The organism is Mesotoga sp. UBA6090, assembly GCF_002435945.1.
Classification (GTDB): domain Bacteria; phylum Thermotogota; class Thermotogae; order Petrotogales; family Kosmotogaceae; genus Mesotoga.
Window position 1 is genome coordinate 1 of sequence record NZ_DIXC01000066.1, and the last position, 25,732, is coordinate 25,732.

Here is a 25,732-nt window from a genome sequence, read left to right on the forward strand (position 1 = left end):
CTTCTTCGCCTTCTTGGCACACTGGAACGAAGAACAAATTCCTTTTCTTGGACGGACAACGAAGGACGGTTTTTCGCAGCGATCAGCGACCAGCGTTTCCCAGCAAGCGGGTCTTCCAGCGATCAGCGGCTCTTACATGCGAGATCCCGTACAGGAGCACTATGGGATGACAGTCATTTATGTAGCGAAAAATGGGACAGACATTAGGGGCTGGTCAGTCCCTATTTCCGCTCACTGCGATCAGCAGGTCTTCGTTCTTAAGCGAACGCCAGTATTATTTCATGTGATTCCACTGTGTCATGTCATTCTGACAATCCTCTGGTCAGAATCTAAATCCTTGACGAAAATGGGACACCCATTTTCGCAATCGGGAAGAAGTGCTTGCTCTTGTTTGTATCCGCTGCGGTCATCCCGCAAAGAGATGGATTCTATCTGATTGCGAATTTGCAGGTGTATTAGGCCAGAGATCGGAAGATGCAAAATGGTGTGGGAGTTCTGGATTTCCACTTATTTTGAGAATCTTTTCATGCTATTTCTGCCAGGACCCGAGAGTGATAGAATTGTTTGATTCGGACTATCCGTGGAGGAAATGAATGCTTTCAGAGAGTCTGTTTGAAAAAACTTTTCGGCGCGAGAGGCAGAAGCACAAGCCAGAGTTGTCTTCTCCGATTCTACTTGTGGTTGATCTTCAGAACTACTTCACAGATAGAGGATCGATAGCTTATTTGGAGGGAATCGGAGATGTGCTTGCAAATACGAGCAGACTCATCGAAGGCTTCAGAGGTTCTGGACTTCCGGTTGCTTTGACGGTTCATAAAGGCGGCTCGAAAATGATGCAGCAATGGTGGGGAAACACTGTTGGAGATAGTTGGACGGTTCCACAGTTCAGTAATCTGCCGATCTTCTACAAGGATACTTACGATGCCTTCAACGAGACAGCTCTCGATAGCTTTCTGAAGAGCATGGGTGTTAATCAGCTCGTGATCTGCGGTGCGAGGACACACCTATGTTGTGAGACTACAGCCAGGTCGGCCTTCACGAAGGGTTACTCGACAATGATGGTTGAGGATGCGCTCTTCGACAAAAGCACAGACAGACACGTTTGCTCTCTCAAGAGTCTTGCCAATGGTTTTTCGACGATATCTACAACGGCCGAGGTTATTGGATTGCTTGAAGGATATCGCTCATGATCAAATTGGTCGCGGTTATCGGAGCAGGGCCAGCAGGCGTCGCCGCATCAATAATGTTGAAGCGATACGGAATCGAGGTTATGCTTTTCGAGCGGAGGAGTGTTGGCGGTCTTCTGAATAACGCCTGGCGCGTTGAGAACTTCCCGCCGCTTGAACCTGCTTCAGGAGAGGATCTCTGTCGAAGGCTTAAAGAACGTCTTGGAAGAAATTCGATCGGCATTATCAGTGAAGAAGTAACGGACATTCTCGACAGAACTATCGTCACGAAAAGAGCACATTACGTAGTCGATTATGCAGTTGTGGCAACCGGAACGATGCCTAAAAGACTTGCTTCTCTAGAGATGGATTCGAGAGTCGTTTACGAATACAGAGACATTCCTGACGGAAGAGGAGCGACCGCAATCTATGGCGCAGGAGACATGGCTTATGACGGTGCAATTAGATCAAGGCTTGCTGGAAGAAGGACGCTGCTTTTCGCTAGAGGCGATAAGGTTAGAGCTATAAGACCGCTTAGAGAAACAGCAGAAAAGCTTGGCGTCGAGTTGCACCTTTCAGAGCCTATACAGCATGTCGAATCAGAAGATTCGCGCCTGATGATTACCACCTCAACGGGCGTCTACTCTGTGGAAGCTCTGCTTATCTGTGTGGGGAGGGTAGCCTCGCTTCCCAGAATTGATTCAGACAATTTCGAGGTAGTTGGCGATGCTCGAGGTGATATTTACAGACAGGCTTCCATAGCAATCGGCGAAGGGATTAGAAGCGCTATGAGAATAGCGTCTCAGAGGTGATCAATCTTGAAGATAATTCAAAGTTTCGGAAAAGAAGAGCTGGCTATCGTCCACATAGGAGAGACTTCAAAAGGTTCATGGGTCGAGTTTGTCGAATCTCTTCAGCCCCCACTTCCTCGAGAAGACAAGTGGGTTCTCATTGTCTCGACTATGGATGGATGCCCTGTTAGTTGCGCTTTCTGTGATGCAGGAGGGTCATACAGAAGAAACCTTACATGCGAGGAGATAATTGAACAGATAGATTATATGGTGAGCCGGAGATACGGCGCAAGTATAGCGGTAAGGAAGTTCAAAGTCCAGTTTGCGAGAATAGGCGAGCCTTCGCTCAATCCTTATGTTCTGGAAGCTTTGAAGATGCTTCCGCAACAGTACAATGCTCCTGGGCTTCTGCCTTCAATAAGCTCTATAGCGCCAGCCGGTTCTAAGGGTTTCTTTGAGAAACTATATGATATTAAGGAAAGGCTTTACAGGGGGCGATTCCAGCTTCAGTTCTCTATACATTCTACTGACAAAGCTCAGAGAGACAATCTGATTCCTGTCAAAAAGTGGGGCCTGGAGCAAATAGCTGATTATGGCTCAACATTCTGCGGCAAGGGCGATAGAAAGATCACTCTGAATTTCGCCCTATCGACGGAATCGATAGTCGATCACAATGTACTATCGCAGTTTTTTGACCCTGGCAAGTTTCTGATCAAAATCACACCGGTTAACCCGACTTACCGTTCACTAGAGAAGGAAATGAAATCGGCCGTCGAGGATAATGGCACCTTAACAGCCCATGCGAGCTTAGTCGAGAGGCTGCATGAAAGAGGTTTTGACGTTATAGTGAGTGTAGGTGAGCCGGAAGAGAATAAGATTGGAAGCAACTGCGGGCTCTTCATCCGCAGGCATCTTGACTGTTCCAAAGAAGACCTGGGTATGTATTCATTAGTCAGGTCTAAAACGACCCCCGATAACAGCGATCAAGAGAAGTGAAATCAGAGAGACACTGTGCCGCCTGCGATAGGAAGCCATTGAAAGCTGGTCTGCTGAGGCAGAGCGGCCTGCAAATTACTTGCCTTCTCGTGAGCGCAGCGAACCTCTCGGAATATTCTATATCGATTGATATTAACGAAGGACGGGTCTTCTCAGCGGACAGCGGATCTTAGATGCGAGATCCCGTGTAAAATCACCATGGGATGACCAAATGAGGAGATGTTAACTAACCCATTTTCCTTAAGTATTGCCTTTGAGGACGAATAAGTCAATCTCAACAATGTTTCAGTCTCTCATGATTTTGTCAACAACCAAATGTTCTTGTGGGCCTTGGATTCCATGCTTACCGAGAAGACAAATTTTCTGCGAGTTTTTGCTGATGCTTACCTTGCCAGATGAAACCCAGAAGAACTTCCGGTTCTTAGTGATGACTCTTATCTGATTATCCCTAATCCATCGCTTCATCCATAGGGCCTTTTTGATCACTTCATCGACCTCGGATTCGTTGGCCGGATGAATCTCTATGAATGCTGTTTTCAGAATATCATCAATCTCGATGAAGACCGCGTAGTCCCATCTATTCTCATTGGGATAATCCTCTTGAAGGCATCTATCTATATCAACGCTCTTTGCTTTAGTTCTCGTGTTCTTGAGACTTACTCTGTCGGGTTTTCCAACTGCTTGAAGTCCGTTCTTTATACACGGGCCAAGAGATGAATTCATTATGGGGTGCATTTTATCCATTTTCTACCTCCAAAGCTGTGCTACGATTTCGTTTGTCTTGGAAGTGAATTCTACGAGACCACCCCATTCTGAAACTGACTTCTTGTCGCTCCCGGGATCAAGTGAAGAAATATCTTCAGTCACCACACCGGTTTCGGTTGGTTTGAAATAGTTGACAACGAGTTTCTTGTTCTCAAGATCCTTTATTAGTTTGTTTGTATTTGTCGTAGTTTTCAGTTCGAAAAGGTCGAGGAGAAGCTTCCACTTTTTGTCTCTACTTGCTTCAGGATGTGACACAATCTCGTTTATCGCCCAAACGAGTTCGATTATTCCCGAAGAATGGGTTGAGAGCAAGACTTTGTAATCCCTGCTCAACAGTTCGACTATTGTGAGAAAGACATCCCTGATTGCAAGCGGATGAAGACCCGCTTCCGGCTCTTCTACAATGACCCAGTTCACACCTTGTTTCTTCGAGACTTTTGCCGGGGGCAGCAGCCAGAACAATCCAAGTAATAAGGGAGCAAATTCTCTTTGGCCTGCGGACCAGGTCATGATAGGCATTGATACTCCTGCAACCTCCAGCATGATTCTTTTCCTGAGGCCGATGTCTAGTTTCAATATTCCTTCTCTCATTATGGATTTCTGGAGTGCGTCTCTTATCTCTTTCTTGAAGTATCCACCTCTTGGAAATATCGGGGTACCGCCGCTCCCAAGGCCGGAATCCATTATGCGCCTGATCTTCTCGCTGAAGTCCTTAACAACGAAAGGGTACGTAGGATCGAAAGAGGTGAAAGGAAGGGGCCATCCTGCGGAGATAATCAGGACTCGTTGAGCGGGTATATAGAATACTTTCGCCTCACTGTCAGCTCCACCTGATTTCTTAAAGTGAGTTTCGATCTGGAAGTTCCTCCCGTTAAGTTCAATGCGGCTCTGCGAATTCCATATCGCCTGCATTCCTTCGCCAAAATAGACTGGCAAAAAACTCTCGAGCTCATTCTTCCAATCAAAGCCGAACTTCTTCAATTCTTTGACTATATTGGCGTGATCAACGCAGAACTTGAACAACTGAAGAAAGATGCTCTTCCCCGTCGCTTGCGGTCCGACGAGAATGGTCAAATCACCTGTCGAAACGTCTGCTTTTTTTATCGGTCCAATATTCTCAAGAACGACCCTCACGGTAAGCCCTCCTTTCTTCTTCCGGGGGTGCTTAGTCTAAGCAAAGTAATTATATCAATTTTCGCATGAATTCACGCTTTTCCTGCTAGAACAGAGCTTTTGATACTCTGATGTTTATGTTTTGCTTTGTCGACGTCCTTGCCTGTCCGCCTCTCTTTGGTGACTCCATTTTTAACATTAAAGTAATTTTCACAGCGATCAGCGACCAGCGTTTCCTAGCAAGCGGCACTTTCAGCGTACAGCGGTTCTTATGGATCCTGTCAGTTTCTATTTTCGTCCTTTAGTCGTGTTGGTCAGAACAGGATCAAGCTTCATTTTTCAACAACCGCTGTCGAAATGTTTGTTTGATGTCTCAGAGGAGCCTGTTCGCACTTATAGTGACACATAGTTACGTAAATAAGACATATTGTTTAATATGGTTGCGAGTGTGCCTTTTTCAACATAACGCAACCTGAGGTGGTTGTTGTATAATAGGTTGTTATAGCGTTTGTAGCTAATTTGCCCGCAACCTGGGGAGGCCATATGAGGATCAAATACCTTGAGGAAAGAAAGAAACTTCTGGATTTGAAACAGATCGACATTTCAAACAAAGAGTGGCTCTATATGCTCGGAGAGGAGACGAGGCATTCTCTCGCGATAGAAGGCATATTCAGTTCTGAAGAAGACCTTGATGCGGTTATAGAAAGAAATGCTGCTTCAAGCAGCGTGCAGAGTGAAATCATAAACTACTTCAGGGCAGCTCAGTTTGTCTACGATCTAGCTCTACAATATAGAAATGATTACCTGAAGCCTCATTACATTCACGTAATCAGAACACTCCATAGCCAGATGTTTAGAAACGTGAAGTCGCCTTATCCTACAGGAGAATTCCGTACTAGCGGTGTTGACATCCTGAATGCAAGAATAACCCCTCCTTTTGACCCGAGAGTTTGGATGGATATGTTTGTCCAGTATATAGATTATGCTTTCGAGAAATTCCCGATCTATGGTGCCATAGCCAGAATTCATACTTTGTTCGAGGCTATCCATCCTTTCTGTGATGGAAATGGGAGGGTTGGCAGACTTCTAGTGAATTTCATACTGATCGTGAACGGTTACTGCAATATCTCGATTAAGGGGTTGAAGGAGCAAGATAGAATGGAATACTATGAAGCTCTGGAGATGGCTGATTCAGGGATAGAGAAGATGTTCAATTCGAATGCGGACGAGTCCTTTGACCAAAGGATAGCACTAATCGAAGCCGGTGACTTTTCAGCGCTCGAAGAGCTTATATATTCAGCCCTCTTAGATGCCATGAATAGATGCATTATTATCTCAAGCGACAGTTCTAAACTACTAGACGTCAGGCAGGTAGCAGAACAACTGGGAATCTCTGAAACCGCTGTGAAGAAGAGAATTAAAACAGGTAATCTTATAGCGAGCAAATTTAGAACAGGACGATGGATGGTTTTTCCGCATAACATCAGGTAATGGCGCTCGAAGAGAATCTTGGAGCGTTTCGCATTTGGCAGATTAGTTGTTCTTAATGGTGAAGAGAGGGTGTTCCACAGAGGTGTTAGAGATGTATCCGATTGCTGTATCACTTCTTTTCGGCAAGAGAGTACACGTCCTCGTTGCGTAATACATCAAGAGCATAAGCGATTGCTGCCCTGACCTTATCTTTGTCTAATGAAGGATGCGCTTCAACGATTTCGGAAATCTCCATTCCGGCCGTAAGTTCTGAAAGTATATGCTCGACAGTTATCCTTGTTCCCTTGATTACTGGTTTGCCAAGCATTATTCTTGAATCTGAATGAATGAAGTCTTTGTAATCCATCGTCAACACCTCACGAATATTATAGCACCTTGGACTTGTAGGCTCGGCAAATTGCAGAAGAGCTGTTCTTGGTAAGAACCGGGTCTCGGGTGTTGGGTCTAGGGTCTCGCAAGAGCGTTGGGAACTATTGTTGTAAAGAGCGGTTCATCGTTCGACGCTGCGCGTCCAGGTTCTTGGTTAAGAGCCCGGGAATGGGGTTGTGGGGTCTAGGGTCTCGCAAGAGCAGAAGTGATGCTGCTGCGCAAGAAGCCTCTCAGGTCCACCGTCAACGGTCCACCGTTCGCCGAAAAGAGAGAGAGAGAGGAGTGTGAGAAGATGAGGGAGCGCGAGAAGGACGAGAAGCAAGAGATCCCGTGCAGGAGCGCTACGGGATGACAATCTTAGGTGATTCTGTAGGGGCGAACGGCTGTTCGCCCGAAGACGGGGAAGGCCTCTCACAGGGGCAAAGCAGAAGGCAAAAAGTAATCGGTCTGCTAACGCAGGCCAGTCAGGCTCCGCCTGGCCAGTCAAATTAGACAAGGTTGTCCGTTGGCTGTTCACCGTCCTCTGGGAAGAACGTTTCTTCGTTCCGACACTTCGTTTCCAGGTTCTTCGTTTAGGACCACGAGATGAGGAGAGAGCGAGAGACAGAAGAATGAGATCCCGTACAGGAACACTACGGAATTACAAAGCAAGTGGATTTAGGGGAAGGCTCAACGGGATGCCAACCCCTTCACGTCACTGACAATGCTCCAGGTCAGGATCTCGGCTTTGGTCTTGACGAAGGACGGGTCCGTGATCTGGTACGGACAACGAAGGACGGCTCTTCTCAGCGCGCAGCGGCTCCTAGATGCGAGATCCCGTATAGGGGCACTTCGTTATGACGGTGTTGATTGTTCAGAAATGCGCAGCATGGAAGAAATTGAAAAAAGGCGGGCTGAGAGCCCGCCGAGTTGATTTAATGTTGAGACTTATTTTCCTCTTTCTTATACAGCTTCTACGAAGTCGCTTTCGAACTGGCTGGTGTAAAGATCCGCGTAGAAGCCGCGGCGTGCGAGGAGTTCTTCGTGCTTTCCCTGTTCGACGATGTCGCCTTCGTTCATAACGAGTATGAGATCGGCATCTCTTATCGTTGAAAGTCTGTGGGCTATGATGAAACTGGTCCTGTTTTTCATCAGGTTTTTCATTGCCCACTGGATAAGGGCTTCCGTTCGTGTGTCGACTGAACTGGTTGCTTCGTCGAGTATGAGGACCTTCGGGTCAGCAAGGATTGCCCGGGCTATAGTTATGAGCTGCTTCTGGCCCTGCGAGATGTTCGACTGCTCTTCGTTCAGAACGAGGTTATAGCCGTCAGGAAGGGTGTGGACGAAGGAGTCGACGTGAGCTGCTTTGGCCGCTGCCAGTACTTCTTCATCGGTAGCATTAAGCCTTCCGTATTTTATGTTGTCCCAGATGCTGGCGTTGTAAAGCCATGTATCCTGGAGCACCATTCCGAAGTTTTCTCTCAGCTCGTACCGGGTGTATTCTTTTATGTTATGTCCGTCCAGCAGTATTTCTCCGGAGTTGACATCGTAGAAGCGCATCAGGAGTTTGACGATGGTCGTCTTTCCAGCTCCCGTAGGCCCGACGATGGCTATGTTGTGGCCCCTGTCTACTTCGCAGGAGAAGTCTTTTATGATTATCTTGTCCGGGTCGTAGCCGAATCTGACATTTCTGAACTCGACGTGGCCGTGATGCTCGACTCCTTTGACAGGGGTCGTGGTCTCGGTAATCTCCTCTTCCTCTTCGAGGAATTCGAAGACCCTCTCCGCAGCCGCGGCCGTCTGCTGGAATATATTCATGATGTTGGCTATCTGTGCGATAGGCTGATTGAACAACCTCACATACTGTATGAAGGCCTGGATGTCGCCAACTGTGATCATTTTTCTTACGGCAAACCAGCCGCCCATTATTGTTATGAGGACGTATCCCAGGTTGCCGACGAAGGTCATGATGGGCATCATCATGCCGGAGAGAAACTGTGATTTCCAGGCTGAGTCGTACAATTCGCCGTTGAGTTTGTCGAAGGCTTCTATGCTTTTCGCCTCTCCGTTGAAGGCCTTTACGACGACATGGCCTCCGTACATCTCCTCTATGTGGCCGTTTACCTTCCCGAGATACTCTTGCTGCTTCTTGAAGTATCTCTGGGACATCCTAACCACAAAGGTAATGAGCCCCAAGGAGATAGGTAGTATGAGCAAGGCTATCAGCGTGAGCTGCCAGCTTATCGAGAACATCATTATGGTGACGCCGATAACGGTCGTGACGGACGTTATGATCTGGCTCAGACTCTGGTTTAGCGTTCTGCTTATGGTGTCGACGTCGTTGGTCACTCTTGACAGGATATCTCCCTGGGAGGTCCTGTCAAAGTATTTCAGGGGAAGTCTGTTTATCTTCTGGGAAATTTCCTCTCTGAATTTGTATGTGACCTTCGCCGATATGCCAGACATTATCCATCCCTGGATGTACATGAACAGGGCGCTGAGCACGTACAGTCCGAGTAGAATAAACATTGTTCTGGCGATCGAGTCGAAGTTTATTCCTTCGCCGGTCCCGGTGATTTTGGCCATTATTCCCTCGAATACTTCAGTTGTCACCGTCCCGAGTATCTTCGGCCCTAAGATGGAGAAGACTGCACCGGCCGCGGCAAAACAGAGCACTATGATTATCAGGACCTGATACTTCCTAAGGTATTGAACGAGTTTCTTCAGTGTTCCTCTGAAGTCTTTGGCCTTCTCTCCCGCGCGCATCATGCCGGGGCCCATTCCACCGCCGCGACCTTGACGGCCTCTTCCCTTTTCTCTGTTTTCTCCGCTCATGCTAATTCCGCCTCTGAAAGCTGTGATTGTGCGATTTCTCTGTATATCTGGCAGCTTTTCATCAGTTCGCGGTGCTTGCCGATTCCAACAAGGTTGCCCTCGTCCAGAACAAGTATCTGATCGGCGTTCTTTATTGTCGCAATTCTCTGGCCAACTATTATCATCGTGCTATCCCCCGTTTCCTGTTTCAGTCTTCTTCTCAGCGCCGCGTCTGTCTTGAAGTCCAGGGCTGAGAAGCTGTCGTCGAAGAGGAGTATCTTGGGCCTTTTCAGAAGTGCCCTGGCTATGGAAAGCCTTTGCTTCTGCCCTCCCGATACGTTTGTTCCACCCTGGGAAATGGGCGAATTATACCCTTCTTCCTTCGCGGTTATGAATTCGAGGGCCTGGGCGATCTCGGCAGCCCTTTCGATTTCTTCCTCTGAGGCATTCTCATTGGCGTATTTGAGGTTCGATTCTATGGTTCCGCTAAAGAGGACGCCATTCTGGGGGATGTAGCCTATCTTGTCTCTCAGCTCGTGCTGCCTTACTTTCCGTATGTCTATTCCGTCAACCAGGACCTGGCCGCCACAGACATCGTAGAACCTCGGTATCATGTTCAGCAGCGTCGATTTCCCCGAGCCGGTCGAGCCTATGATCGCCGTCGTCTGTCCCGGGAGGGCCGTGAAGCTAATGTCGTTCAGGATGTTTTCCTCGGCACCGGGGAAGCGATAGCAGACGTTCCTGAATTCGACAGTCCCTTTGAAATCATTGCCGAATTTTTTCGGATTTTTGGGGTCTTTTATCTGGGGGTCGACTTCCAGGATCTCGGAGACTCTGGCTCCCGAAACAGCGGCCCTTGGTAGCATGATGAACGTCATTGTCAACATGAGAAAGGCGAAGATGATCAACATGGCGTACTGGATGTAGGCCATCATATCTCCGACCTGCATGGTTGAGGCCTCTATCTGGTGTGCACCCACCCAGACGATGAGGAGCATGGTTCCGTTCATTACAAACATCATCGCCGGCATCATCACAACCATCACCCGGTTTACGAAGAGGTTCGTTCTCGTAAAGTCTTTGTTTGCCGAGTCGAATCTCTCTTCTTCAAACTTCTGGGTGTTGAATGCCCTGACGACCATGAGGCCGGAGAGGTGTTCTCTTGTAACGAGGTTCAGCCTGTCGATAAGCTTCTGCATCTTCTTGAATTTCGGCAGGGTTATTGCGAAGACGATCCCCACCAGGCCGAGCATTATGATGACGGCAAGGGCGATGATCCAGGACATGGAAGTACTCTTCTCAAGCGCCCTAATGATTCCTCCGACGCCTATGATTGGCGCATAGAATACCATTCTTATTATCAGAACAATTACGAGCTGTATCTGGGTTATATCATTTGTTGTTCTAGTGATGAGCGAAGCCGTCGAGAACCTGGCAAATTCAGAGTTCGAGAAGTTTTCGACCTTTTCGAAAACGTCTCTTCTCATCCTTCTGGCCGAGGCCGCAGCAATCTTTGAGGCGATGAATGCGACCATGATGGTACTCAACGCGCTCAGTAGAGTCACGAGGAGCATTAAAAGACCGGTCCGGAGCACGTAGCCGTTCTGAAGCTTATCGGTGTCCATGCCAAGCTCTTCGTAGATTTCCTTCACAACGAGGGCTCCCGACTGGCTGACGATGTTTTCACCCATGACTTCGACCATACTGTCGACTTGACTGAGCATTTCGAGCCTCTGGGCTTCCGGCATGAGACGCATCAGCAGGAAGACATTTGCCCCTTCGGGGATGTTGAAACCCTCGGGGGGCGAAAAGCTCCCGTTTGACCCGGTCATGCCGTTCTTGACTCCGGAATAGGCCATGAGGGCCTTTCCGAAGATCAGACTGAGGGCCTGCCGGTCTTCAATCTCTCCAGATTTTAGGACGTAGACATCTTTGCTCTCAAGTGCGGGATACTTTTCGAGGTTTTCTTCGTAAGTGGGGGCATCCTTGGTTATGAGATCGTAGTAGCTCAGAACTTCTTGCCTATCTTCTCCACTCATGAACAGCGAGACGTTATCGAAAACCTCTTTGCTAATGGCCTCCGGAATTGCGTCTTCGATACCGCCCTGCTGGATTCCGACGTTTACGATATTCGACATGTAGTCTGGAAGGGCCAGTTCCGCCATGGCCTGAACGAAGAGCAGCGCCACCGCGATAATGATGAAGACAGTGTAGGGTTTGAGGTACCTAATCAGTTTGAGCATCAGCTTCGTCCTCTCTCTCTCTGGCTTCTTGCAATTCTTTAAGTATCTTCTCCAGCTTCTCGAGCCCTCGAATGATGGAATCAAGGTCTTCATCTGTTATCGTTGACAAGGCTTTTCTCATCTTTTGCGCAAAGGCATTGAGATCTTTCTTCACAGGCTGGCGATACTCATCCGCAAGACTTATCATCACGATTCGCCTGTCTTCGTCGCTTCTCTTTCTCTGCACGATCTTCTTTTCGACGAGCCTGTCGATTATCCCCGACACCGTGCTATTTGAAAGATCGAGCTCACTGCTTATATCGCTTACCTTCATATCGCCACATTGGTTCAGTACTCTCATAACAAGGATCTGTGATTGTGTTACGTGCATCTTCTTGAAATCCTTTTCAAAATTCTGCTTCATAAGCGACATTACCTTCTTGATCGCTGTCAGCATCTCTTCTAATTTGGAGCTTTCTTCCAACATAACCACCTTCATCTCTCAATATTAGAACGTTCGCACCCGAATACTTAGACTACGAATAGTTCGTATACGAAATATATTGTACAGCAAATAGCTGGAACTGTCTATGATGAAAAACAGGACTCCCGATCTTTGTGGACTCGCCAAAGTGCGACTCGGGTGTTGGACCTAGGGATGGCAAGAGCAGAAGTGATGATGCTGCGCAGGAAGCCTCTCAGGTCAACCGTCATGGGTCCACCGTCCTCCGAAAAGAACGGTTCTTCGTTCCGACGCTATGCGTCCAGGTTATTCGTTCTTGGTTAAGGAGCGCGAGAGAATAAGAGAGAAGGAGAGACTGAAGAGATGAGATCCCGTGCAGAACCCCCAAACAGGAGCACTTTGGGGCAGGCTCAACGGGATGACAGACCCTTCACGTCATCCTGGCAATGCTCCTGGTCAGGATCTGGGCTTTGGCGCCAAGATCCGCTCTTCGCTGTACGCTGATCGCTTGGAAGAGCAAGGACATTAAGAATAAAGTCAACCGTCATGGGTCCACCGTCCTCCGAGAAGAAAGCGTATGAGCCGGGTCTAGGGTTGTGGGGTCTAGGGTCTGGCAAGAGCCTTAGGAACTGTTCTTCGAAAGAGCAATTCTTCGTTCCGACACTGCGCGTCCAGGTTCTTCGTTAAGGACCACGAGATGATGAGAGGACTAGACGGACGAGATGCGATCCCGTACAGGAACACTACGGGATGACAGACCCTTCACGTCATCTGACAATGCTCCTGGTCAGGATCTGGGCTTTGGTCTTGACGAAGGACGGGTCCATGATCTTGGACGGACAACGAAGGACGGTTTTTCACAGCGATCAGCGGTTCTTCCAGTTCACAATGACCCTTTGGCGAGCAATCAAACACAGAGGGAATTTGGGATAGTTGTCTCATGAGGTGAGTTAAATGATCATTATCCACGGTCTGTGAACCCGGAAGCTTTCGAGCCTGACTTTAACCTTCGGGAAGTCTTCTCCGAGTGTTACAAACTCGGCCGTACCGTCAGGATTAAGAAGTACGGTGTCTTCACTGAACAATCCGCCTATGCGGGGACCTATGGCATAACTGGCTGGTGACTTCATCGCTATTTGTGAGTCGGGCGAAAAGAGAAACTTGTTCTGAGTATACCCGATACTTCCCCCAGGGCTGAAGCGTGTTATCTCATCTACCGCATTAAGAGCAATATATGCGTTTCTAATCTCTTCGTATACTTCGCCCATGCTCTTTGCTCTCATGATCGCTATGGCTGCTTTCGCGGCGATACCCGATGCTCTCTCATGCTTCTCCTCAATTTCGTGTGGCACAGCACCAAAGTGGAAGTATCTGCTGAAAGAGACCGTCAGTCCTTGCTTCTTGATTGTCGCTCTGAGCATAAGGTACTTGCTGACTTTCTTAGCAGTCGAGACCGGGTATGGAGACTTTGAGATCCTCTCGTCGGAAGACACGCAGAGAGTCGGGATTTCCAGACCCGACTCAATGAAGATTGCTCTAAGAACCTTCTCGATCTCAATCTCGGTCATTCCAGGTTGAAGCTCTGGAGCAAACTCACAGAGTATGTTCTCGGAGAGTTTACCCAAGACCCTGAGACGCAGGATTTCTCTGTCAGTGAGCAGCTGGGTTTTTTCATAAAAGCTCTCGTCAAGTGGAACATAGTTGGAACAAGAAAATGACACATCGCTGTCAACTGCAATCTTTTTGAATTTGCTGCACAACCGACTGGCCGAATCAATCATACTGAGTAGTCCACTAAAGGAGAGAATCTCAACATCACGTGGAAGGACTTCGTCTTTAACTCTTTCACTGTCGTAGTCTGGGCATAAAGCGATGACCATCGAGTGCGTAATTAAGAGCCAAAAACCACCGAACTCAGATGAAGTGTCTATCCTGGGATCCACCTCACCTTCGAAAAACCACTGAATATTAGAGTTCCTTGTCAACATTATGGCTTCCACCGAGGCTTCCGTAATGTACTCTTTGACTATTTCATGTCTTTTCAAGCGAACCCCCCCAGCAGACTTTAAACCTATTCTATCAGAGGAAATCGAAAATATCCTTCCTGCGGCGGGAAGTGATGCTTATATAAAACATTAGACGCAATGCCGCCTGCGGCGGGACGCAAGGCCCGCTTCGCGGGGAAAGAGCCGCTTGGATAAGAAACGCTGGTCGCCGTAAAGAAACGTCCTTGGTCCTTCGTCCAAGACCGTGGACCCGTCCTTCGAAAGATCCGAAGCGGAAGCGAGGCTGCTTCGCAGCAAGCCTCTCAGGTCAACCGTTATGGGTCCACCGTCCTCCGAGAAGAGAGCGTATGAGCCGGGTCTAGGGTTGTGGGGTCTAGGGTCTGGCAAGAGCCTTAGGAACTGTTCTTGGAAAGAGCAATTCTTTGTTCCGACGCTACGCGTCCAGGTTCTTCGTTAAGGACCACGAGATGATGAGAGGACTAGACGGACGAGATGCGATCCCGTACAGGAACAATACGGGATGACAGACCCTTCACGTCATCTGACAATGCTCCTGGTCAGGATCTGGGCTTTGGTCTTGACGAAGGACGGGTCCGTGATCTGGGACGGACAACGAAGGACGGGTCTTCTCAGCGTTCAGCGGAGCTAGGAACGAAGAACAGATCCTCGCTCTGGAAGTAAGAACAAATTCCCTTTTTGGACAGGCAACGAAGGCCGGTTTTTCACAGCGATCAGCGTCCAGCGTACAGCGGATCTTCATTTGCCTTCTCGTGAGCTCAGCAAACCTCTCGAAATAATCCTTCTCGTCTTATCTCTATTTCATCGTTGAATGAGTGCATGTTTTTGAACGATCAAGGCATTATCGGTTCAGATTAGTGATAAGATCGTTTCATTACTGGTGGTGAGGTGATGTATGGATAGAGAGACTGTGAAGCTTACGCTTCTGGCCGAGGCGCTTGAGATGAACTGGAATTCTTACACCGTATTCGAACCGCTCGGCGAGCTAGACGCCTTTATAGACAGGAATAAGGCCGTCAAGTTGGCAGAGGCTTTGAAGAGCGGGTTTACGCTTGAAGAGTCTGTTGAAGAGATTCTGGATGACGGCTTCTTCAGGGGTTATCTTGCGGGGATGATGCTCCACGATGATTCTCTTTCTCTTGAAAGTAAAGAGGAGATAGCGAGGATTCTCGAGGATAATCTTCTTTCGGTTTTGAAGAGTGCAGACGAGTCGCTGCCGAGTGTCGACAAGTTTTATGGAGGGCCTGGAGACTACAATAAGAGATTCTTTCCTCTCTTCGAGGATAAGGATAGAGCGAGGTCGAAGTCAAGTCTTAGGGAGAACCTTAGTCTCTTCTGGTATTACAGCAAGGACAGCTACTATATCCCTCTGATCCTCTGGGGAAATGAACTGGCCTCTTTTCTCTCCAAGAATGTTCACAAGCAGGGGCTTAATGGTGAAGCTGCTGAGAAGCTGAAGAAGATTATGGTTACGGTTGAAGCCTCTTATGCGATGAGCGATGCTGTTGCATCGATCGTGGGTTTTCAGGTTCCAAAGGCTGAAAGCGACACTAGTTCACAGCTGCCGATGTTTTCTCTGATCATGAACAAGAATGTGAGTACGGAAGAAATCGTGGAGCTGATTAAGAGTATTACTCAATACTCAGTTGTCAACTTGATGTATGCACCTGTTGCCATGACCAGGAGCGATATTGCCGAAGAGAGGGAGAGGGCCAGAGAAATAGTCTTTCGAGTCTTTGATTCGCTTGAAGATTCGATTCTAGCCTTTGTTTTGAACGGTGCGGACGAGTTGACAATAAACGGCTTTCTTTACCAGATAGTCCTGCAATATGATTTTCCAAAGCTTTTCGATAGATTGAAGTCTCTTCTGGAGATGCTCAACGCAGAGTTTGCAGACGCAGCGCTATTGGCTATCGCAAGCGCGCTTATAGAAAAGAAGGAGATGAAGGAAAACGTCGAGAGTTTCATAGAGTATATGAAGGCTTTCAAGTATTCCTTCGGACTGGTGACGGCCGGATTTCTGCTATCAAGAAAGTACGAATTGGAAGATGATTCCTTCTCAACTGAGATAAAGCGTGATGGCAAGCTCGATGAATCGGATTATGACTTACTTCTAGGACTGGCGCGAGACTTTCTTGACGATCTTGAAGTGGCCTATCAGGAAATGGTGAGCGAGTACGATCATTTGGGCGATCTCGAAGACGTTTTCGAAGAGCTGGAAGAGATTACGGAGCCTTGTTTCGTTTCAGCCGATGGCTCGGAGGAAGTAGAGTATTCGAGAGTGCCTATGTATACGCTGATAAACGCGGTGATGAGAAGCAACGATCTTGATGATGCAATCGAGGCGATCGAAAACTATTGCGACAGGTACATCTTTAACTTCGAATTCGTGAATACCCTTCTGTTTTTGCCCACAAAAAGGATGGATCAAGTCATGCAGCGCCTTCTTTTCTCGGGAGAAATGGCCGTGGATTTTGTCGATGACATTGCTGATCTAGAGGACGAGGCTTACTTGACGAGCAAGGAGGAGAGTCCTTCTAACAGAGAGTATTTGGACCTTATAGAGAAGTATGTCGAGAAGCTGATCGACGACAAGAACTACAAAGAGGCCTCAAGAGCAATAAAGACTGTCAATCCGTACGTCAATCCTGAAGATATGGACAACCTTTTCAGCAGTGAGATGATCGTTTGCTGGAGGACTAAGGACTTCGAGAACTTGAGAATAATGCTCGAAGCTATAGACGAGGAAAGCGATCCGAAAGCGCTCATCGTAAAGGCCCTCATGAATTACTTTAACAAAGAAGTCGACGCAGCTGAAGGAATCATAATCGGTATTCTTCAGGAGTTCCCTGACTTCATTCAGTATCTTCTCGAAAACGACGAACCAGATGAAGAGGACTTCGACAGGGCCGATGATGGCGACGTCAGGTCCCAGAAGAAGATCGACGCGAAACTTCTCGCAGAGGAGTTCAGAGAAGATTGGTTCAAGCTCAAGGGCGGCAAGGACTGGCTGAAGAAAGTGCAGAGGGTTTTTGATGAAGTGAGCTGAACGGGCCTATACGCGTAGGCTGAAGTGAGGCTGGCGCTTACCGCCAGGAACTAGGGGAAGAGTCGGTAGTCGATGACACTCTTGTTATGGATTGTGAAAACCTTACTTTCCGTCATGCCGTGATCCGGCATCTCGCTCTTTGTTCTTGACCATTACCAAGAAGCAAGAACAGATTCTCTCTTTCGAACGAAGGCTTTTTTCCCTTGCCAATCCGCCACACATTTCTGCTACCTCGGGCTTTTCAAGACCGGATTCCGGGTCTAGCCAGGGACGACGGTGATAGGTGATTCTGAAAACCTTGCATCAGGATATCCAGTCATCTGAACTGAGAACCGCTTGTAAGATAACGCTGAGCGCTGAAGAACTACTTTGGCCGTCAACGGTCCTGCGTCCTCCGAGTAGAACAGAGAGAACGGGTTGTTAGGAGCGGGTTATGAAGATCGGTTAGAAAGAGCGGCTTTTGCTTATGTGAAGAAGCGCAAGAGCAAAGTGAGACTGATTGATACGTGATCGCAGGTACAGTAGGAAGTTGGAGAAAGCACGGATGTTGCTTGTCTTATGACGCAGGCCAGTTCTGCTGCACGTCGATGTTTTGCTCTTGAGAGCACTTCGTCGAATCTCAATTTAAGTGCTTTGCGGAAGCCCATAACATTCTCATATAAGCTGATCAAATCAAAGGTGCTGAGCCTGTATGGGGGTTTATAAGGATTCAAAACGCAAAATATACTTCTGTTCTTAGTGATATGGTATAATAGCTTCGAGTTCTGTAGCTGTTGTTCAGAGCACTTCTGCAATGATTGGCTTTTTGCAGTATTGCTTTATGTAGAGGAGGGAATAAAATGGCGATAGGCGAGTATGTGAAAAGTGCGGACTGGAAAAGTGAGAAACATGTACCGGTTATTGACATTCCCGATTTGATTAAGCCGGGAGAAGCATTCAACGTAGAAATCATGGTGGGCAAGGAGATTTCGCATCCAAATACCATCGAGCATCACATCAAGTGGTTCGATCTGTACGCAATGTATGATGACGGCCAGTTTCTAATTCATCTTGGTCACGTCGAGTTCACTCCTGTAACAACCCAGCCAAAGGCTGCATTTAGCGTGAAATTGGAGAAGTCAGGTTCACTGATCGCTACTTCTTACTGCAACATACATGGTCTCTGGGAAAGCAGTAAGAGAGTTGAGTTCTGATTGAGGAGGGTGGCGCGATGAAGTACAGATGCACTATCTGCGGTTACATTTATGATCCTGAAATTGCCGATCCCGAAAATGGAGTAGATCCCGGGACCACCTTTGAGGATGTTCCAGAGGATTGGGTCTGCCCACTATGCGGAGCCAGTAAAGACGATTTCGAACCAATCGACTAGAGAAATAAGGCGGGAGAATCACTCCCGCCTTTCTTTGCCTCAACGGAGGTGTTAACTTGAGAGATTACGTTATCGCCCTTTCCGGTGAAGCCGGTCAGGGACTGAATACGATAGGGGATATGCTTGCGCTCAGCCTCTTCCGAAATGGCTACTGCATCTTCACTGACAAAAGTTACCACTCCAGGATCAGAGGTGGAGAGTATATGTACAGGATTCGCGTTTCCGACACTCCTTTGTTCTCTATGCGACAGGAGTTTGATCTCATAGTCTCGCTAAGCAAGAGCACTACTCTTTCACAGCTGGAGTATTTTCATCACAATACGACACTGATATTCGATTCGGATTCAGATCATGTGACTACGGAAGATGCTGGCTTTGAGATGAATGTTATGAATTTCCCGTTCAAAACGATAGCGAAGGAAGCGGGAGAACCGAGAGCCCAGAATGTAGTTGCCCTCGGTGCGATTCTTGCCCTCTTCAAAGTAAAGATGGAAATCCCCTCACAGTTGATTGAAGAGGTCTTCTCTGGAAAGGATGAAGTAATAAAGTCTAATCTTGAAGCACTTGAAAGAGGTTACGATCTAGAACTGTCCATAAACATTCCCGATTTTGAAACCAATGAGCAGGACTACTACCTTCTGAACGGTACGGAAGGCACAGGTCTAGGAGCAATTGCGGCAGGGTGCAGATTCCTTGCGGCTTATCCCATGACTCCAGGAACAGGTGTTATGAACTTCTTCGCGTCGAGAGCGGAGAGATATGGGATAGTCGTCGAGCAGGCGGAAGACGAGATCGCCGCAGTCAATATGGTGATAGGCGGGTCATTCGCCGGCGTACGGTCACTCGTAACGACATCTGGCGGAGGATTCGCTTTGATGCAGGAAGGTATTTCTCTTGCCGCGATGACCGAGACTCCTTTAGTCATGGTTGATGCTCAGCGTCCCGCACCGGCCACGGGCCTCCCGACAAGAACTGCTCAGGAGGACCTTCTCTTTGTGGTGAATGCCGGTCATGGTGAGTTTCCAAAATACGTTGTGGCTCCGAGAACTCCGAAGGACGCCTTCGAACTGACCGAGAAGGCCTTCTATATTGCAGATAAATACCAGATTCCCGCGATAATTCTTCTTACCGAGTCGTTGACAGACTCCTCGGCAACGGTAGAGGCTCCAATCCATAACGAGGAATTCCTCAAGAGATTTGTCGTTGAGGGCGGCGAAGAGTACCGCAGATTCGAGAGCACTGAAAATGGTGTCTCTCCGAGAGCGATCCCCGGGGGCAAGGCCCTCGTGAGAGTCGATTCCGATGAACATGACGAAGAGGGATATATTACTGAGAACCTCAAGATCAGGAAGATGATGGTCCAGAAGAGAATGAAGAAGATGAAAGGACTGGTTGGCGAGCTGACGGCACCGGCCAAGTTCAATCTCGATGCGCCTTTGATTCTTGTCGGTTGGGGAGACAGCTGGGGCGCTATAGATGAATTTGCCACCGGCAGAAATGATGTTGGCTACGTGCACTACACGGAAGCCTTTCCAATCGACCCGTCAATTAGGGAAGAGCTGGAAGGCAAGAGACTTGTTTCTGTCGAAGGGAACTTCACAGGGCAGTTTGCCAGTTTGTTGAGGTCGAAGACAGGTCTGAATGTCGAACACATCGGCCGATACGATGGCCGCCCTGTAAGTGCGAACTGGATAGAGAAGACTCTAGAAGAGGAGGGGATAATATGAGTTTCTTGAGAGAAGTAGACCCCGCGTGGTGTCCAGGATGCGGAAACTTTCCCCTCAGAATGAATCTCGCCAGTACATTGGAGGAGATGGGAGTAGATAAGTCCCGGTTTGTTATGGTAACCGGAATCGGACAGGCCGCAAAGATGCCTCATTATCTCGACGTAAACTTCTTCAACGGGCTCCATGGAAGAAGCCTTCCCGTCGCCTTTGCCATAAAGGCGGTGAACCCAGAACTCACTGTAATTGCGGAGTCGGGAGACGGAGACATGTACGGAGAGGGTGGAAACCATTTCATTCACGGTATTCGCAGAAATTTCGATGTAACCGTCTTGATTCACGATAATCAGATCTATGGATTGACGAAGGGCCAGGGATCACCAACAACAAGAAAGGGACAGAAGACAAGCGCTCAGCTTCAAGGCGTAATCAACGAACCCTTGAATCCACTTGCTCTAGCGATAGCGATGGATGCTTCCTTTGTTGGAAGAACCTTTATCGGCGATAAGGAACACTTCAACAAGGTCGTCTCGGCGGCGATAAACCATAAGGGTTTTTCAGTTGTGGATATAATGCAACCCTGCGTCACTTTCAATAAGGTGAACACTTTTAAGTACTACAAGGAAAAACTCTATGATGTGAGCGAAGCAGACAGTAGTTACGATCCGACAGACAAGGCAAATGCTTTCAAGAGCGCTCTCGAATGGGACGATAAGATACCGATGGGGATTCTATACGTGAACGATAAGCCGACTTATCATGAACTTCATTCCGTTTTGAAGAAAGGCGTTGTTCTTGCGAAGGAGAAGACAGCGATCGATATCTCGGCTGAACTTAAAGCCTTTAGGTAAAAAGAATAGAGACCCAGGTAAGTATTGGTGAGAGTATCAGGGCCGGTAAGAAGTTGCCGACCCTGATTTCTTTTATCTCAAGCAGCCTGATTCCCAGTCCAAGAAGCATTAGACCTCCAACGCCCGAGAAATCTCCTAGATAGAGAGGATGCTGAAGGAAGGAGAGAACCCCGGCAAGAGACACAAGTCCGCCCTGTACCAGATAAACGGCCGCAGCAGAGAGAAGCACACCCTTGCCTAGCGCTGCCGAGAGCATTACAGACGAGATCCCATCCATTAATGACTTTATGTATATCAACTCATTTTCGCCCGAGAGTCCTGCCTTGAGAGAACCGATAACCGTCATAGGGCCGGCAACGAAGAGGACGGAAGCAGTGATGAAGCCTTTAACGAAGTTTGCGTCGTCACTCTTGTTTCCTGCCAGTCTTCCTATCTTTTCCTCCAGATCGAGAGCCTCTCCGATTGCTCCGCCGACGATAAGACTGCCCAAAACAACGAGAACGCTGTTCGTATCCAGAAACATACTTATACCCAGACCCATAGTCAGGAGCCCTATTACATTGAAGAAGACCTTCCTGTAGCGCTCTTTCACGAACTTTCCACCCAGAAGGCCCAGCATCGAACCTAATATGACTGCAACTGTATTGACAATGACCGATATATTCAGCATCTCTTCTCTCTCCTGACAAATGAGATCAGTTCCTCCTCGCTTGCAGGGAATCGGGAGAAACGTTTGTAGTAGTCTATCAGATATCTCTCCTTCTCTTCAAGTTTCTCACGGTGAAGATTGCCGTTCGCATACTCGGAAACTGTAACAAAGTGACCAATCTCTCCTTCGACAAGATTCATCACGTGAGTAGCCAAATCCAGGAACTCGGCAGGCCAGTGAGTCGCCACAACGATGGTCTTTCCGGCTTCCCTTTCTGAATACAAAATTCTTCGGACTCTCTCGACCGCTCTTGTGTCCAGTCCGGAAGTCGGCTCGTCGAACAGGATTATTTCTCTGTCGAGCGCGACAATCGATGCGATCGCGAGAAGCCTCTGCTCTCCTCCCGAGAGGGAAAAGGGAGTTCTCGAGCCAAACCTATCCAGTTCAAAACCGATCATCTCGAGAATCTCTTCGAGCCTGCCGTACCCATTCCTTCCGGTTATTTTCAGGCTGAATTCGATCTCTTCTCTGACAGTGGGATTGAAGAAACACTCCTCTGGATACTGAAAGATCATTGAGGCAATGGAAGTCAGTTCCTCGTATTCGCAGTCAATACTTCCGCTCTCGGGCTCTATCAGACCGCAGAGAAGCTGTAGAAGAGTCGACTTTCCCGAACCCGTTCTACCCGTAAGTATTACAAAAGATCCCGACTCTAGGTCAAACGATACTTCCTTCAGTGCGGTAATTCGTGAATTCTTCCCTTGACCTTTGTAGCTGAATGAGACTTCTCGAACCTTCAGCATGATACTGCAATCTCGAATGGAATTGTCATTTCCGCTTCAACGAATACTGAAGGTGATTCCCTGAGTTCTTTAGAGTTTCCATCAAACAGCTTACGCCCTCTGCCAATCAAAACGAATCTCTCGAAGTCTTGGACTTCGGAGAATCTGTTGGTCGCGAAAATCACTGAGGTTTCCGGGCTCACAATCTCTGACAGTGTGGCAAGCATAACTTCTCTATCGTGTCTATCGATCATAGAAAGAGGCTCATCCAGCAAAAGAAGACCGGGTTCCGAAATGAGAGCGGCAGCAAGAGAAACAAGCTGGCGTTGGCCTCCCGAAAGAGTGAGAATATCTCTATCCCTGATGCCGGTAAGCTCGAATCTCGAAATGAAGAGCTGTATTCTCTCCATAATCTCACTTCTGGAAAGCGATAAAGACTGGAGAGGAAAAGCAAGATTCTCCTCCACCGTAGAGCCGAAAAGCGCCGAATCGGGATTCTGGAAAACGACTCCTATTTGACCTTCGAGAGAGACTCTCCCGGAGAAGGGCTTCTTAAGACCGGATATGGTGTTCAGGAGAGTTGTCTTTCCAGAGCCGTTTTTTCCCAACAGAGCGAGTCGCTCGCCTTTCGAGACGTCAAGAGAGAAGTTCTCGAGTATCGAAGCGCCGCCCGCTTTGACACTTATGTTCAGCAGAGAAAGAAGTGTGTCAGACTTTTCTGGAGACATAGACCCTTATACCACCGGACTTTGTTGTCGTAATAGCATTTCCGAAAGTCTCTTTCATTATTCCTTCTAGCCTTGATCCGCCTTTGTTATGGTAGGCGACTATCTGAAGCGTCCCGTTCTCAGTAAGCATTTTGGGAGCCTCTATGATCAGTCTCTGCCATACTGCCTTTCCGGCGGCAATTGGTGGATTGGAAAGAATCGAATCGAACACCATACCCTCCCACGGAGAGTAAAGCTCGCCTTTGCGGATATCTGCTTCAACGTTGTGGTCTCTGGCATTGATCTTTGAGAAAGTAACGGCTCTTGTGTTGACATCACTCATAAAAAGCCTTAGATCGGGATATTCTCGCTTCAGAGTAATGCCGACAGCCCCATAGCCGCAACCGAGATCAAGCAGGCTCTCCCGTCCCTCGAGAAGGCAATTCTCTATGAGCAGCAGGGAGGCTCGGTCTACCTTACCGAAGGCGAAAACGCCCTCGGGACTCTTGAATGAGTAAGAGTTACCGTTCTTAAGTATTAGTGAGGCCGCTTTAATGATCTGCGGTGGCCCGGTCTGATCAGTGTAGTAGTGCTGGAAATTCTCTTTCATCCAAGCCTTCCCAGCTTTCTTCCTCCAAGTATGTGGAAGTGAAGGTGCTCTACTTCCTGTCCGGAATCGCTTCCTTGATTGACGATAAGCCTGAAACCGCTATCCTTTATACCCTTTGACCGGACTATCTCGTCAACGAGGTCGAATAGACTCTTCAATACTTCATCATCGAAAGCGGTCAGTTCTTCGAGACTCTTTACATGCTCCCTTGGAATTACAAGAACATGGGCAGGCGCTACCGGATTTATGTCGTCAAAGGCGACGAACCAGTCGTTCTCACCCACAAAACTGCTCTTGATTTCTCCACTGGCTATTTTACAGAAAATGCAATCCACCGATCTCACTCCCTGTCTATGTAGTGATTCTTCATTGTCTCGACGAGTAACTCGGCGGATCTCCCAGCGAGTCTCTCAAAGTTTCTGTCGAAGTCTCTTTTGGAAGCCTCGTCGGCCCTGTCAAGAATCGTTTTGAGTACAAGATAGTTTTTTTTGTTCTCAAAGACTGTTTTTGCAAACGGTGCAGAATCCATGTCGAGAGCAATACCTCCGTAGGAAGAGTGAATGCTGTCTCTAAGTGAGGAGTTTGCTATCACGCCGTCGCCCGAAAGGATCTTGCCGAACTTTCCGGCTTTGAAGTATACCCTGAGGAATCGCATCAGGAGAGTATCGGGTGCCTTCATTACCATCTTTCCTTCACTCAGAGGGAAGATCGTGTCGTACTCCTCAAACTCTGTTCCAACTACAACGTCACCTATCTCTATCGATTCATCGATTGCAGCAGCACCAGAGGTGAGAACCGACAATCTTGGATTGAAAAGATCAATCATTTTCTGAGTAATCATAGAGGTCTCAACTTTTCCCACAAATCCGCCGCAGGCAATCACTTCATTGTTTCCTATTACTCCTCTACAGTAATGCCTTCCCAAAATCTCCCCGGATTCGAGAACAAGCATATTATCCATTACAGGTTTCACTTCTGGAAGAAAGACGCCGAGCGCAAGAATCATGTCAACACCTCCATAGAGGATTATAACAAAAAGGGGACCCGAGGTCCCCTATTCTTCTTCAACATCTTCCTCTGCCAAAATCTCTTCAACGAGTTTGCTCCAGGCCTTACTCACCTCTTCAAACTCCTCATCTTCGACTGAATAAAGGAAAGGATTCTCATCCTCACCATGCTCAACTCTGAATACGATGTAGCCTTCCTCTTCGTCTTCATCAGAAGAATCTTCGTCTTCTTCTTCAGAGATATCCTCTGCGTCTTCGAAAAACTCTTCGACAACCCAGTAGAGTTTGCCTTCGTTCTCAAATTCGGCGATGACGTTGAAGTGATGCTCTGTTCCGTCTTCGTCGGTAACTGTGAAACTGTCGAACTCAGCGTCGTCTTCGTGATTGTGTTCGCAGTTGGGATCGTTGCATTCGTCATAGTCATGCATTTCTAGTTCTTTTCTTTCTTCCATTATTAACCTCCGTTTGTCGCGATTCGGTACATACTAACACAGTACCAAAGAAGTCGCAACCGTAATGCATCATAATTAAATCTACTCAAGAGAGAGTTAATGCATCAAAATAGAATCTACTCGAAATCGAATTGAAGGGAATTAAGAACACCTCCCTTTGACTTAGATTTTAGTATTTGTATGTCAACCAATAATTCCTGAGAATGTGCTATATTACTCTTTAGTTTGTATAAGTCTAGGGCTTCGTGAACCTTGCGAAGCTCATCTTTTTTTGTACAGTCAATCCAGGGAGAGTTAAGCAGTCTTTCATACGGAGTAGCGAACTTGTCATATTTCTTC

Annotated in this window: 23 protein-coding genes and 1 pseudogene; 9 read left to right on the forward strand and 15 right to left on the reverse strand. The window is 47.8% G+C overall.

Annotation, left to right across the window (positions count from 1 at the left end; genetic code table 11):
* The first annotated feature begins 593 nt into the window (after positions 1-593).
* From B3K42_RS10870 to B3K42_RS10880, 3 genes are read left to right on the forward strand one after another with little or no spacing between them, the layout of a single operon-like run.
* Entirely contained in the window at positions 594-1,190 is a 597-nt protein-coding gene (locus B3K42_RS10870; RefSeq protein WP_110991322.1) for an isochorismatase family protein, read from the forward strand.
* Complete coding sequence (locus B3K42_RS10875) at positions 1,187-1,978, forward strand: NAD(P)/FAD-dependent oxidoreductase (protein WP_110991321.1); 792 nt, start codon at positions 1,187-1,189, stop codon at positions 1,976-1,978. The genes B3K42_RS10870 and B3K42_RS10875 overlap by 4 nt, the downstream gene beginning before the upstream one ends.
* Positions 1,979-1,984: 6 nt before the next feature.
* Positions 1,985-2,953 carry a radical SAM protein gene (locus tag B3K42_RS10880; protein WP_220026706.1) on the forward strand — a complete coding sequence of 323 codons (969 nt, stop codon included), beginning with the start codon at positions 1,985-1,987 and terminating at the stop codon, positions 2,951-2,953.
* A gap of 285 nt (positions 2,954-3,238) precedes the next feature.
* Here B3K42_RS10880 and B3K42_RS10885 read toward each other — a convergent pair whose 3' ends face one another.
* Positions 3,239-3,697: a hypothetical protein gene (locus B3K42_RS10885; protein ID WP_292598757.1), complete on the reverse strand. Its 459-nt coding sequence runs from the start codon at positions 3,695-3,697 to the stop codon at positions 3,239-3,241.
* A gap of 3 nt (positions 3,698-3,700) precedes the next feature.
* A complete protein-coding gene (locus tag B3K42_RS10890; protein WP_292598759.1) occupies positions 3,701-4,852 on the reverse strand; it encodes an AAA family ATPase in 1,152 nt (383 codons plus the stop codon).
* 522 nt (positions 4,853-5,374) lie between these two features.
* On the opposite strand from B3K42_RS10890, the gene B3K42_RS10895 reads away from it, so the two are divergent.
* Positions 5,375-6,322, forward strand: coding sequence for a Fic family protein (locus B3K42_RS10895; protein ID WP_110991294.1), 948 nt, complete (start codon positions 5,375-5,377; stop codon positions 6,320-6,322).
* Positions 6,323-6,431: 109 nt separating this feature from the next.
* Here the strand turns inward: B3K42_RS10895 and B3K42_RS10900 are convergent, their stop codons facing one another.
* The 5 genes from B3K42_RS10900 to B3K42_RS10920 form a co-directional block, all read right to left on the reverse strand.
* Positions 6,432-6,668, reverse strand: a complete 237-nt coding sequence (locus B3K42_RS10900) for a DUF433 domain-containing protein (RefSeq protein WP_110991293.1) — start codon at positions 6,666-6,668, stop codon at positions 6,432-6,434.
* Between the two features lie 965 nt (positions 6,669-7,633).
* Positions 7,634-9,505 (reverse strand): ABC transporter ATP-binding protein, encoded by a 1,872-nt coding sequence (locus tag B3K42_RS10905; RefSeq protein WP_110990343.1) that lies wholly within the window; start codon positions 9,503-9,505, stop codon positions 7,634-7,636.
* The gene (locus B3K42_RS10910) at positions 9,502-11,727 is read right to left on the reverse strand and encodes an ABC transporter ATP-binding protein (protein WP_110990344.1); all 2,226 of its coding nucleotides are present in this window, start codon (positions 11,725-11,727) and stop codon (positions 9,502-9,504) included. The genes B3K42_RS10905 and B3K42_RS10910 overlap by 4 nt, the downstream gene beginning before the upstream one ends.
* The gene (locus B3K42_RS10915; protein ID WP_292598763.1) at positions 11,711-12,190 is read right to left on the reverse strand and encodes a MarR family winged helix-turn-helix transcriptional regulator; all 480 of its coding nucleotides are present in this window, start codon (positions 12,188-12,190) and stop codon (positions 11,711-11,713) included. The genes B3K42_RS10910 and B3K42_RS10915 overlap by 17 nt, the downstream gene beginning before the upstream one ends.
* Positions 12,191-13,119: 929 nt before the next feature.
* A complete protein-coding gene (locus tag B3K42_RS10920; RefSeq protein WP_292598765.1) occupies positions 13,120-14,214 on the reverse strand; it encodes a M24 family metallopeptidase in 1,095 nt (364 codons plus the stop codon).
* Positions 14,215-15,088: 874 nt separating this feature from the next.
* Here B3K42_RS10920 and B3K42_RS10925 point away from each other — a divergent pair.
* The 5 genes from B3K42_RS10925 (at position 15,089) to B3K42_RS10945 (ending at position 21,186) form a co-directional block, all read left to right on the forward strand.
* Positions 15,089-17,242 (forward strand): hypothetical protein, encoded by a 2,154-nt coding sequence (locus B3K42_RS10925; protein ID WP_292598766.1) that lies wholly within the window; start codon positions 15,089-15,091, stop codon positions 17,240-17,242.
* Between the two features lie 839 nt (positions 17,243-18,081).
* The gene (locus tag B3K42_RS10930) at positions 18,082-18,435 is read left to right on the forward strand and encodes a class II SORL domain-containing protein (protein WP_292598768.1); all 354 of its coding nucleotides are present in this window, start codon (positions 18,082-18,084) and stop codon (positions 18,433-18,435) included.
* 17 nt (positions 18,436-18,452) lie between these two features.
* Complete coding sequence (gene rd, locus B3K42_RS10935; protein ID WP_292598770.1) at positions 18,453-18,611, forward strand: rubredoxin; 159 nt, start codon at positions 18,453-18,455, stop codon at positions 18,609-18,611.
* A 56-nt stretch (positions 18,612-18,667) separates the two neighbouring features.
* The gene (locus tag B3K42_RS10940; RefSeq protein ID WP_292598772.1) at positions 18,668-20,338 is read left to right on the forward strand and encodes a 2-oxoacid:acceptor oxidoreductase subunit alpha; all 1,671 of its coding nucleotides are present in this window, start codon (positions 18,668-18,670) and stop codon (positions 20,336-20,338) included.
* Complete coding sequence (locus tag B3K42_RS10945) at positions 20,335-21,186, forward strand: thiamine pyrophosphate-dependent enzyme (protein ID WP_292598773.1); 852 nt, start codon at positions 20,335-20,337, stop codon at positions 21,184-21,186. Before B3K42_RS10940 ends, B3K42_RS10945 begins: the two co-directional genes overlap by 4 nt.
* Here the strand turns inward: B3K42_RS10945 and B3K42_RS10950 are convergent.
* The 8 genes and pseudogenes from B3K42_RS10950 to B3K42_RS10985 form a co-directional block, all read right to left on the reverse strand.
* Positions 21,179-21,856, reverse strand: a complete 678-nt coding sequence (locus tag B3K42_RS10950) for a DUF554 domain-containing protein (RefSeq protein WP_292598775.1) — start codon at positions 21,854-21,856, stop codon at positions 21,179-21,181. The two genes, B3K42_RS10945 and B3K42_RS10950, sit on opposite strands and share 8 nt — an antisense overlap.
* Positions 21,850-22,638 carry an energy-coupling factor ABC transporter ATP-binding protein gene (locus B3K42_RS10955; RefSeq protein ID WP_292598777.1) on the reverse strand — a complete coding sequence of 263 codons (789 nt, stop codon included), beginning with the start codon at positions 22,636-22,638 and terminating at the stop codon, positions 21,850-21,852. The genes B3K42_RS10950 and B3K42_RS10955 overlap by 7 nt, the downstream gene beginning before the upstream one ends.
* On the reverse strand, positions 22,632-23,345 hold the full coding sequence (locus B3K42_RS10960; protein WP_292598778.1) for an energy-coupling factor ABC transporter ATP-binding protein: 714 nt from the start codon (positions 23,343-23,345) through the stop codon (positions 22,632-22,634). The genes B3K42_RS10955 and B3K42_RS10960 overlap by 7 nt, the downstream gene beginning before the upstream one ends.
* Positions 23,326-23,934: a class I SAM-dependent methyltransferase gene (locus tag B3K42_RS10965; RefSeq protein ID WP_292598780.1), complete on the reverse strand. Its 609-nt coding sequence runs from the start codon at positions 23,932-23,934 to the stop codon at positions 23,326-23,328. Before B3K42_RS10965 ends, B3K42_RS10960 begins: the two co-directional genes overlap by 20 nt.
* A complete protein-coding gene (locus tag B3K42_RS10970; protein WP_292598782.1) occupies positions 23,931-24,269 on the reverse strand; it encodes a histidine triad nucleotide-binding protein in 339 nt (112 codons plus the stop codon). Before B3K42_RS10970 ends, B3K42_RS10965 begins: the two co-directional genes overlap by 4 nt.
* 5 nt (positions 24,270-24,274) lie before the next feature.
* Positions 24,275-24,940: a 5'-methylthioadenosine/S-adenosylhomocysteine nucleosidase gene (locus B3K42_RS10975; protein WP_292598784.1), complete on the reverse strand. Its 666-nt coding sequence runs from the start codon at positions 24,938-24,940 to the stop codon at positions 24,275-24,277.
* 48 nt (positions 24,941-24,988) lie between these two features.
* A complete protein-coding gene (locus tag B3K42_RS10980; RefSeq protein ID WP_292598786.1) occupies positions 24,989-25,393 on the reverse strand; it encodes a DUF1292 domain-containing protein in 405 nt (134 codons plus the stop codon).
* Between the two features lie 116 nt (positions 25,394-25,509).
* Positions 25,510-25,732, reverse strand: a pseudogene (locus B3K42_RS10985) (ISNCY family transposase); the annotation flags it as partial.